9 protein-coding genes are annotated in these 8,219 nt (G+C 71.0%); 6 read left to right on the top strand and 3 right to left on the bottom strand.

What is annotated here, in order from left to right:
• The first annotated feature begins 15 nt into the window (after nucleotides 1–15).
• Both ACFVHO_RS06285 and ACFVHO_RS06280 read left to right on the top strand, forming a co-directional pair.
• Nucleotides 16–234, top strand: coding sequence for an MbtH family protein (locus ACFVHO_RS06285; RefSeq protein ID WP_385710790.1), 219 nt, complete (start codon nucleotides 16–18; stop codon nucleotides 232–234).
• Between the two features lie 103 nt (nucleotides 235–337).
• On the top strand, nucleotides 338–1,543 hold the full coding sequence (locus ACFVHO_RS06280; RefSeq protein WP_385710788.1) for a cytochrome P450: 1,206 nt from the start codon (nucleotides 338–340) through the stop codon (nucleotides 1,541–1,543).
• Nucleotides 1,544–1,650: 107 nt separating this feature from the next.
• Here the strand turns inward: ACFVHO_RS06280 and ACFVHO_RS06275 are convergent, their stop codons facing one another.
• Nucleotides 1,651–2,109 (bottom strand): nuclear transport factor 2 family protein, encoded by a 459-nt coding sequence (locus ACFVHO_RS06275; RefSeq protein WP_385710786.1) that lies wholly within the window; start codon nucleotides 2,107–2,109, stop codon nucleotides 1,651–1,653.
• Nucleotides 2,110–2,252: 143 nt separating this feature from the next.
• On the opposite strand from ACFVHO_RS06275, the gene ACFVHO_RS06270 reads away from it, so the two are divergent.
• The 3 genes from ACFVHO_RS06270 (at nucleotide 2,253) to ACFVHO_RS06260 (ending at nucleotide 4,464) form a co-directional block, all read left to right on the top strand.
• A complete protein-coding gene (locus tag ACFVHO_RS06270; RefSeq protein ID WP_385710785.1) occupies nucleotides 2,253–2,822 on the top strand; it encodes a TetR/AcrR family transcriptional regulator in 570 nt (189 codons plus the stop codon).
• Between the two features lie 69 nt (nucleotides 2,823–2,891).
• A complete protein-coding gene (locus ACFVHO_RS06265; protein WP_385710783.1) occupies nucleotides 2,892–3,581 on the top strand; it encodes a class I SAM-dependent methyltransferase in 690 nt (229 codons plus the stop codon).
• A gap of 25 nt (nucleotides 3,582–3,606) precedes the next feature.
• The gene (locus ACFVHO_RS06260) at nucleotides 3,607–4,464 is read left to right on the top strand and encodes a class I SAM-dependent methyltransferase (RefSeq protein WP_385710781.1); all 858 of its coding nucleotides are present in this window, start codon (nucleotides 3,607–3,609) and stop codon (nucleotides 4,462–4,464) included.
• Nucleotides 4,465–4,538: 74 nt separating this feature from the next.
• Here ACFVHO_RS06260 and ACFVHO_RS06255 read toward each other — a convergent pair whose 3' ends face one another.
• The gene (locus tag ACFVHO_RS06255) at nucleotides 4,539–5,135 is read right to left on the bottom strand and encodes a TetR/AcrR family transcriptional regulator (RefSeq protein ID WP_385710779.1); all 597 of its coding nucleotides are present in this window, start codon (nucleotides 5,133–5,135) and stop codon (nucleotides 4,539–4,541) included.
• An 87-nt stretch (nucleotides 5,136–5,222) separates the two neighbouring features.
• Between ACFVHO_RS06255 and ACFVHO_RS06250 the strand changes: the two genes are divergently transcribed.
• Nucleotides 5,223–5,639 (top strand): VOC family protein, encoded by a 417-nt coding sequence (locus ACFVHO_RS06250; RefSeq protein WP_385710777.1) that lies wholly within the window; start codon nucleotides 5,223–5,225, stop codon nucleotides 5,637–5,639.
• Nucleotides 5,640–5,648: 9 nt separating this feature from the next.
• Here ACFVHO_RS06250 and ACFVHO_RS06245 read toward each other — a convergent pair whose 3' ends face one another.
• Nucleotides 5,649–8,078, bottom strand: coding sequence for an RICIN domain-containing protein (locus tag ACFVHO_RS06245; RefSeq protein WP_385710775.1), 2,430 nt, complete (start codon nucleotides 8,076–8,078; stop codon nucleotides 5,649–5,651).
• Nucleotides 8,079–8,219: the final 141 nt, after the last annotated feature.

The following is an 8,219-nucleotide window of genomic DNA, read 5'->3' as shown; positions in this document are numbered from 1 at the left end:
GACAAGGGAGCCAGCATGAGCACCAACCCCTTCGACGACGAGAACGGCACGTTCTTCGTCCTCGCCAACGACGACGAACAGCACTCCCTGTGGCCGCAGTTCGCCGAGGTCCCGCTGGGCTGGCGCGTCGTCTTCGGCGCCGCGGACCGCGCCGCCTGCCTCGCCTACATCGAGGAGCACTGGACGGACCTGCGGCCCAAGAGCCTGCGCGAGGCCATGGCCGCGGGCGCGTGACGACGGCCCCCGTCGGCCGCGTACGCCCGCGGACCCCGCACACCACCCACCGCGCACAACCCCCGAAAGCCGAGCAGTGCCCGAAGAGAGGGAACGAACGAACATGACCGAACTCGCCGACCGCTGGGGACTGAACCCGCTGCACTTCTGGATGTGGGGACGCAGCCCGGAGCACCCCGTGAAGATCGATGAAAACGGCGTGGTCCACATGTACGGCTACGACGAGATCGTCGGCGTCTACAGCAGCCCCAAGGAGTACTCGGCCAACGTGAGCGCCGCGCTCATGGGTGACTCCGCGGCCGCCGACGCCTTCAACCAGGGCACGCTCCTGCAGGCGGACCCGCCGGGCCACACCAAGCTGCGCAGGCTCATCAGCGGCGTGTTCACCCCGCGCATGGTGGCCGAGCTGGAGCCGCGCATCGTCGAGATCACCAAGGGTCTCCTCGACGAGGCGGAGGAGCGCGCCACCGGCAACCAGCTGGAGCTGGTCGACGCCCTCACCTACCCGATGCCGGTCATGGTCATCGCCGAGATGCTGGGCGTGCCGCAGAGCGACCGCGGCCTGTTCAAGCAGTGGGTCGACCAGATGATCGCCGCCGCCGGGGACATCTCGGTGGGCGGCGAGGAGTCGGCGGAGGACGCCGACGTGGCGGCCGCGCTGCGGCACGTACCGGAGTTCCTCGCCTACCTCCAGCAGCACGTGGACGAGCGCCGCTCGAAACCGCGGGAGGACCTGCTCACCAAGCTCGTCCAGGCGGAGGTCGACGGCGAGGGCCTGAGCGACGCGGCCGTCGTGAACTTCGCCAACGAGCTCCTCATCATCGGCCACACGACCACCAGCGCGCTGCTCGGCAACATGCTGCTGTGCCTGGACGCGCACCCCGAGCACTTCGCCCGGCTGCGCGAGAACCCCGAGATGGTCTCGGGCGTGGCCGAGGAGACCCTGCGGTTCCTGAGCCCGATCGCGGGCTCGTACCGCATCGCCGCCGCCGACACGGAGGCGGCCGGGGTCAAGGTGCCCAAGGGCTCGCTCGTCTCGCTGTGGCTCGGCGCGGCCAACCGCGACGAGCGGCGCTTTGAGCGTCCCCACGAGTTCGACCCCTACCGTGACCCCAACCCGCACCTGGACTTCGGCCGTGGCATGAAGTTCTGCATCGGCGCGCCGCTGGCCCGCCTGGAGGCGCGCATCGCCATCAACGCGCTCCTGGAGCGCTACCCCGTGCTGCGCACGGACCCCGCCAACCCGCCGGAGTTCCTGCCGGTGGAGCAGGCGATCGGCGCCACGAAGCTGCTGCTGCGCACCGACTGACGGGACGCGCCCGGCACACGACGGAGCGAGGCGGGACCGGTGTCGCACCGGCCCCGCCTCGCCCGCGTGCCCCAGGGCCTGGTGGCCATGGCCCCGGCACGCAGGACCTAGTGGACGGGGAGCGGCGCGCGCCGCTCGCTCTCCGGCCTGGGGCCGAAGATGCGCCGCTCCGCCTCCGTGATCGGCACGTCGTTGATGCTTGCCTCGCGGCGGGCCATCAGCCCTTCCGCCGTGAACTCCCACAGCTCGTTGCCGTAGCTGCGCCACCACTGGCCGTCCAGGGTCCGGCACTCGTACTGGAAGCGCACCGCGATCCGGGGGCCGTGGAAGTCCCACAGCTCCTTGCGCAAGGCGTACTCGCCCTCACGGGACCACTTGTCGCGCAGGAACGCGGTGATCTCGTCCCGGCCGGTGAGGAACCGGTCCCTGTTCCGCCAGACCGAGTCCACGGTGTACGCGAGCGCGACGCGCTCGGGGTCGCGGGTGTTCCAGGCGTCCTCGGCGGCCTGGACCTTCAGCAGTGCCGTCTCCTCGTCGAACGGGGGGAACGGAGGGCGTGACGTCATGTCGGCTCCTTCATGTGCTCATGCTGACCAGAGCTGGAGAACGCTCGTTCTCCGCCTCGTCGACTATCGTAGAGAACGCTCGTTCTCATGGGTAGCGAACTTGCCTCCGAGGCAAACGGAGGCCCGAGGGAGGCCGTCGACCGATGGACGCCACAGCCACAGCCACCGCCGCCGAGCGGGCCCTTGACGCGGCCGAGCGGCTCTTCTACCAGCGGGGCATCCAGTCCGTCGGCATGGACCAGATCCGCACCGCGTCCGGCCTGTCCCTCAAACGCCTCTACCAGCTCTTCCCCGCGAAGGAACGCCTGGTTGAGGCCTACCTGGAGCGCCGCGACAAGCGCTGGCGCCGCGACCTCGCCGAGCACGTCGAGCGGCACGAGGACCCCGAGCGGCGCATCCTGGCCGTCTTCGACTGGCTGGGGGAGTGGTTCGCGGAACCCGACTTCAACGGCTGCGCCTGGATCAACTCGTACGGAGAGCTGGGCGCCAGCTCGGAGCCGGTCGCCCGCCAAGTTCGCCTGCACAAGGCGGCGTTCAAGGAGTACGTGGCGGACCTGGTGGCTCGCGCGGACCTCCCCGACAGCCTCGGCGAGCAGGTGTTCCTCCTCGCGGAGGGCGCGATGGCGACAGCAGCGATCACCGAATCCCCGTCCCCGGCCACCCACGCGTCCCAGGCCACCCGCCTCCTGATCACCGCGACCCGCAAGGCGTAGCCGGTCCCGACGAACGACCGGACCGCCCCCGCGTCCCCCTGCGCCCTGCCGTGCCCTAACGTCACGGGGATGACCGGGACACCTGGGACGGCGGAGCCCGCATACCTCGCTGCGGTCCGGAAGTCGTACGACACCGTGGCGGTCGACTACCTCCAACGCGTCAGACCTCCGGCGGAGTTGGACCCGCTGTCCCGCGCGATGCTGGCCGCGTTCGCGGCGGACGTGCGGGAAGCCGGTCGCGGGCCTGTCGCGGATGTGGGGTGCGGGCCTGGGCTGGTGACGGCGTATCTGGCCGGGCTAGGTGTGCCCGTTTTCGGTGTCGATCTGTCGGCCAAGATGGTCGAACTGGCCCAACGGGCCTTCCCCGAGCTGCGCTTCATGGTGGGGTCGAGCACCGCCCTGGACATCGAGGACGACACCCTCGGCGGCATCCTCGCCTACTACTCCACCCACCACACCCCACCCGAGCTGCTGCCCCTCGTGTACCGAGAGTTCCACCGCGCGCTCGCTCCCGGCGGCCGCCTGATGATGGTCGGCCACGTGGGTGACGGTGAGTGTGTCCGCCCCACGCATGCGTACGGTGGCCATCCGGTGTCGTTCGCGTCGCACCTGGTGCCCGTGGAGCGGATCGTGGAACTCCTGGGCCTGGCCGGACTCGTCGTCACGGCACGGCTGGTGGAGGAGCCCGAGGCAGGGGCGACGAGAACGCTCGCCACGTTCCTTGCGCGGAAACCGGCAAGTGGCGCGAGGCGGCGATGAGGAAGAGGGGAGGACGGGGACGGGTGTGATCGACAGCTGGGAATGGGACGAGACCTTGTTCGCGGGGGCGGCCGCCTACTACGCGCGGGGAAGGCTCCCCTACGCCCCCGGCCTTGCGGAGGTGCTCGCCGAGGCCCTGCGGCTCGACGGGCGGGGTCGCCTCCTCGACGTGGGGTGCGGCCCGGGCACGGTCGCGCTGACTCTGGCCGACCTGTTCCGTGAGGTCGTGGGTGTGGACCCGGACGCAGGCATGATCGCCGAGGCGGGGCGGCAGGCGGAGAGGGCGGGTCTTGCCGGGAGGACGCGTTGGGTGCGGGCCCGCGCCGAGGACCTGCCCGCGGGCCTCGGCACGTTCACGGCGGTCAGCTTCGCCCAGTCGTTCCACTGGATGGACCGCGACCTGGTCGCGGCGACCGTGCGGGACATGCTCCGCCCCGGCGGCGTACTCCTGCACGTCTCGGACCTCAAGACGGAACCCCCCGCCACAGAGGCCCTGCCCGACCCGGCGCCGCCCCGCGCCGCGATCGACGACCTGGTCAGGGCCTACCTCGGCCCGGTCAGGCGAGCGGGTCGGGGGACCTTGCCGCAGGGCACGCCCGGCGGCGAGGCGGCGGTGTTCACCCGCGCCGGATTCTCCGGCCCGGAACGGTACGTCGTGCCCGGCGGCCAGGCCCTGGCCCGCGACCACGACGACGTGGTGGCCGCGGTCTTCTCGATGTCCTTCTCGGCCCCGCACCTGTTCGGCCCGCACCGCGCCGCCTTCGAGGCGGACCTGCGCCAAGTGCTCCAGGAAGCCTCCCCGTCGGGCCGGTTCTCGGAACGCCGGCCGGGGACGGAGGTCTTCGTCTGGCACAAGCGGCCGTCCGGGGGAGCGGTGGGGTGACGCACGGCTGCCCCTGAGCACGTGATGGCTCGGCCATCACGCGTCAGCTACCGCAACCGCCTCCTCCTCGCCCGTCAGTCGGCGTGGCGCAGTGCCCGCAGGAGGCGTTCGAGGGCCGCCCAGGTCTCGGCCGGGTCGGTGGGGCCGTCGGCGGAGGCCAGCCACAGGGCGGCCTCGTTCATGGCGCCGGACAGGAGATGGGTGAGGGGTGCCACGGGCTGTGGGGGGAGGGTGCCCTCGGTGATGAGGGCGGTCAGGGCGTCGCTCAGGTGCTGGGCCGAAGACGCCTCGTCCATGGCGCGCCAGGCGCTCCAGCCCAGGACGGCAGGGCCGTCCACGAGCATGATCCGCTGAATGTCCGGCTCGGCGGTCACGGTGAGGAACTCACGGCAGCCCGCCGTGAGTTGATCCCAGCGTTCGGTGTGTGCCTCGGCCGCCTCGGCCACGCGTCGGCCCACCTCCCGCTGCACCTCTTCGAGGACGGCGCCGAAGAGGTCGGCCTTGCTGTCGAAGTGGTGGTACAGCGCGCCCTTGGTCACGCCCGCGGCCTCGACGATCTGCGCGAGGCCCACCGTGCCGTAGCCCTGGGCGGCGAACAGCTGCCTGCCCTCCCGCAGCAACGTCCGTCTGGTGTGCTCCCGTTGCTGTGCCCGGACGCCCCGCTGGTTCATCGCGCTCCACTCGGTCGACGGTTGACGTACCGATAGTACGCGACTACCGTCTTTCGCATACCAACGGTATGCGAACTAGGGGCGACCATGAAACTGACCGGCTTCTATCCCGTGATCGGCACCGCCCGCCTGGCGGAGTCCCGGGACTTCTACACCCGGCTCCTCGGCTTCGAGACCACCTTCGAGGCCGACTGGTACGTGAGCCTGCGCCGCCCGGGCGACTCGCCGTACGAGCTGGCCCTCCTCGACCACACCCACCCGACCGTCCCGGAGGCCTACCGCCTCCCCGTCCAGGGCCTGCTGCTCAACTTCGAGGTCGAGGACGTCGACGCGGAGTGGGAGCGACTCGTCGTACGCGAAGGACTGACCCCCGCCCTGGAGCTGCGCAGCGAGGACTTCGGGCAGCGGCACTTCATCGTGGCCGACCCCTCGGGGGTCCTCGTCGACGTCATCACTCCCATACCGCCGAGCGGTGAGTACGTCAGTCAGTACGTGGAGGAGTGAGGGAGAGGGTCAGATCAGCCGCCACAGATGGTCCGCGGTGCCGTTGTCCTCGTACTGCACGACCTGAGCGCTGTTCGACGTCGACATGCCGTCCACCCCGAGGACCTTCCCGCTGTGGCGGTTGCGGAGCAGGAACCAGCCGTCGCCCTTGTCGACCCGCTCCCAGCGCAGATGCGCGGCGCCGTCGTCGCTGTACTGCACGCACCGGGCGCTGTTGGCCGTCGAGGCGCCTTCGACGCCGAGTACCTTCCCGCTGTGCCCGTTGCGCAGGGTGTGACCGCCTTCGCCGCGGTCGACCAGCTGCCACGCGTGGTCGCCCGTGCCGGAGTTGTCGAATTGCACCACGCGTCCGCCGTCGTCCAGGGACATGCCGTCGACCGCCAGGACCTTGCCGCTGTGCCGGTTCCCGATCCGGTGGTAGGCGGGCTCGGGCGTCCAGGGGCGGCCGTCGGGGGCCGCCGTGGGGAACGCGGTGACGCGCAGGCGTGCCGCGCCCATCGGGATGAGCGTCACCTCCTCCCGCGGTGCGGTGGCACGGGCCGGACCGCGCTGGAGCGGGGCCACCACGTGTTCGTCGTCCGCGACCCATTCCTTGAGGCGCCGGGCGCGGCCCCGCATGCGTACCGGAGTGCCCTCCTGCGTGAAGGGGTCGCCGGTCAGCGGCCCTGCTTCGGAGATGAAGGAGAGGTCCGCCTGCGGGGCGGGTGCGAGCGCGTAGTTCCACGGCGTGGTGGCGTGCACCGCCAGGTGCGGGAAGGCGTCCGTACCGGCGTACCGCTCGTAGGACTCGCCGATGCGCAGAGAGTAGGTCAGGGGCCCGTGGTCGACGCTGACCGCTCCGTTCTTCCACGTGCGCACGGTGGTGCGCTGGGGCAGCCGGAGCGTGACCCGGTCCCCGTCGCGCCAGGTCCGCTCGACCTCGGCGAAGGCCGGTCCGTCCGGTGCCCGAAGGCGCGTGCCGTTCACGGCGAGGCGGGGCCGGTCGCACCAGCCGGGGATGCGCAGGCGGAGCGGGAAGCGGACGGGCTCGTCCAGGGCCAGGGTGAGGGTGACGGTCTCCTTGAAGGGGTAGTCGGTGTCCTCGGTGACGGTGACAGAGGTGCCGTCGCCGACTCTCGCGGTCACGCGGCACGGCGCGTACATCGCCGCCGCGAGTCCTCGGTCCGGGGTGGCGAGCCACAGCTCCTCGGTGAAGTAGGGCCAGCCCATGCCGTAGTTGTGCGGACAGCAGCGGTACTGGTCCACGCCGGGCTGGAACGCCTGCATCGCGAAGCCGTTCTGGAACTGCCCTTGCGTCTTGCGGCGGTTGTCGAGGTCGACGCTGTTGGCGCTGGTGACGTAGTGGACGCCTGATCCGGTGGGGTCCGTCGCGGCGGGGAGCAGGTTGAAGGCCAGTTCCTCGCAGAGATCGGCCCACACCGGGTCACCGGTGATGCGGGTGAGGAGTTCATGGCTGGCCATGAACTCGACGATCCCGCAGGTCTCGAAGCCCTGCCGCGGGTCGCCGAAGCCGGGCCGCGCGTTCTCGTCCCCCGCGAAGCCGCCGCCGGGGAACTGGCCGTACGTTCCGATCGCGGTCGCGTAGTTCCGGTACGCGGCCCGGGTGTGCGCGTCCTTCCCGGAGCGCAGCGCGTACTGGGCGGGCTCGCGGAAGCCCTGTGCCACATTGACGTTGTGCCAGTCGGCGACGCCCGCGGACCAGTCGACGCCATGGGTGTGCATCTTGTCGGCGAGGTCCAGGAGGAACGGCTCCTTCGTGTGGTTGTAGAGCCAGAAGGCGACGTCGAGGCCGTCGCCCCAACGCTTGGCCACCCAACCGGAGTCGAAAGCGGTGGGGCCCTGGGCGTTCATGAAACGCAGGAAGCGCGTCATGAGCGGCACGATCCGCTCGTCCCCCGTGAACTCCTGGTGTGAGCGCAGCGCTTGGAGAAGCGGCAGGTACGGCCAGAAGTCCGGGCCGCCGTGGTGCTGGGTGCGCAGCCGTCCGGGCCCGAAGAACCCGTCCGGCTCCTGGGTCGCGACGATCGCGTCGATCCACCTGCGGCCGGCGGCCAGCGCGGCGCGGTCCCCGGTGAGAGCGGCGAGATCCACGTATCCCCGCAGCCAGTAGGGCACCTCCTCCCACCCCGGCTTGTCCGGGTGCACCCAGCCGGATTCGTCGAAGGCGAGGAAGTGCGAGACCTCCGCGTACCTCCCGAAAAGACCGCCGAGCAGGAGGTCGAGCTGACCGCGTAACCAACCGCGCGCGGTGACGCTGCCCAGCGGAAGCCGCTGGAAGGCCATGGGTGCCAGGGGTGCGAGGTTCGGGCCGTACAGCCCGGCGCGTGGCGGGGAGGCCGCTTGTGCGAGGGCGCCGGTCGCCGCGTTCATCCCGCCGGCCGCGCCGAGGGTGACCGCGCCGGAGCGCAGGAGGAAGTGCCGTCGCCCGAGCTGCGTCATGGCTACCGTCCCGTTGTGGTCCGTGCTCACTGGTGGGTGGCGCGCTGTGCGACGAGGGAAAGGCAGGGACGGCCTCGCTGCGGTGGCCGCTCCGGACCTTCTTGCAACGTTGGAAACGAGGGCTGTGGGCATCCCAGCACC

The sequence above is a fragment of the Streptomyces sp. NPDC127108 genome, from assembly GCF_042677545.1.
In the GTDB taxonomy this organism is placed as follows: Bacteria; Actinomycetota; Actinomycetes; order Streptomycetales; family Streptomycetaceae; genus Streptomyces.
This window is presented reverse-complemented; position numbering and strand designations above follow the sequence as displayed.

Coding starts and splice junctions, on each gene's coding strand:
- ACFVHO_RS06245 (WP_385710775.1), bottom strand. CDS start 8,078: ATGACGCAGCTCGGGCGACGGCACTTCCTCCTGCGCTCCGGCGCGGTC.
- ACFVHO_RS06280 (WP_385710788.1), top strand. CDS start 338: ATGACCGAACTCGCCGACCGCTGGGGACTGAACCCGCTGCACTTCTGG.
- ACFVHO_RS06275 (WP_385710786.1), bottom strand. CDS start 2,109: ATGACGTCACGCCCTCCGTTCCCCCCGTTCGACGAGGAGACGGCACTG.
- ACFVHO_RS06255 (WP_385710779.1), bottom strand. CDS start 5,135: ATGAACCAGCGGGGCGTCCGGGCACAGCAACGGGAGCACACCAGACGG.
- ACFVHO_RS06270 (WP_385710785.1), top strand. CDS start 2,253: ATGGACGCCACAGCCACAGCCACCGCCGCCGAGCGGGCCCTTGACGCG.
- ACFVHO_RS06285 (WP_385710790.1), top strand. CDS start 16: ATGAGCACCAACCCCTTCGACGACGAGAACGGCACGTTCTTCGTCCTC.
- ACFVHO_RS06265 (WP_385710783.1), top strand. CDS start 2,892: ATGACCGGGACACCTGGGACGGCGGAGCCCGCATACCTCGCTGCGGTC.
- ACFVHO_RS06250 (WP_385710777.1), top strand. CDS start 5,223: ATGAAACTGACCGGCTTCTATCCCGTGATCGGCACCGCCCGCCTGGCG.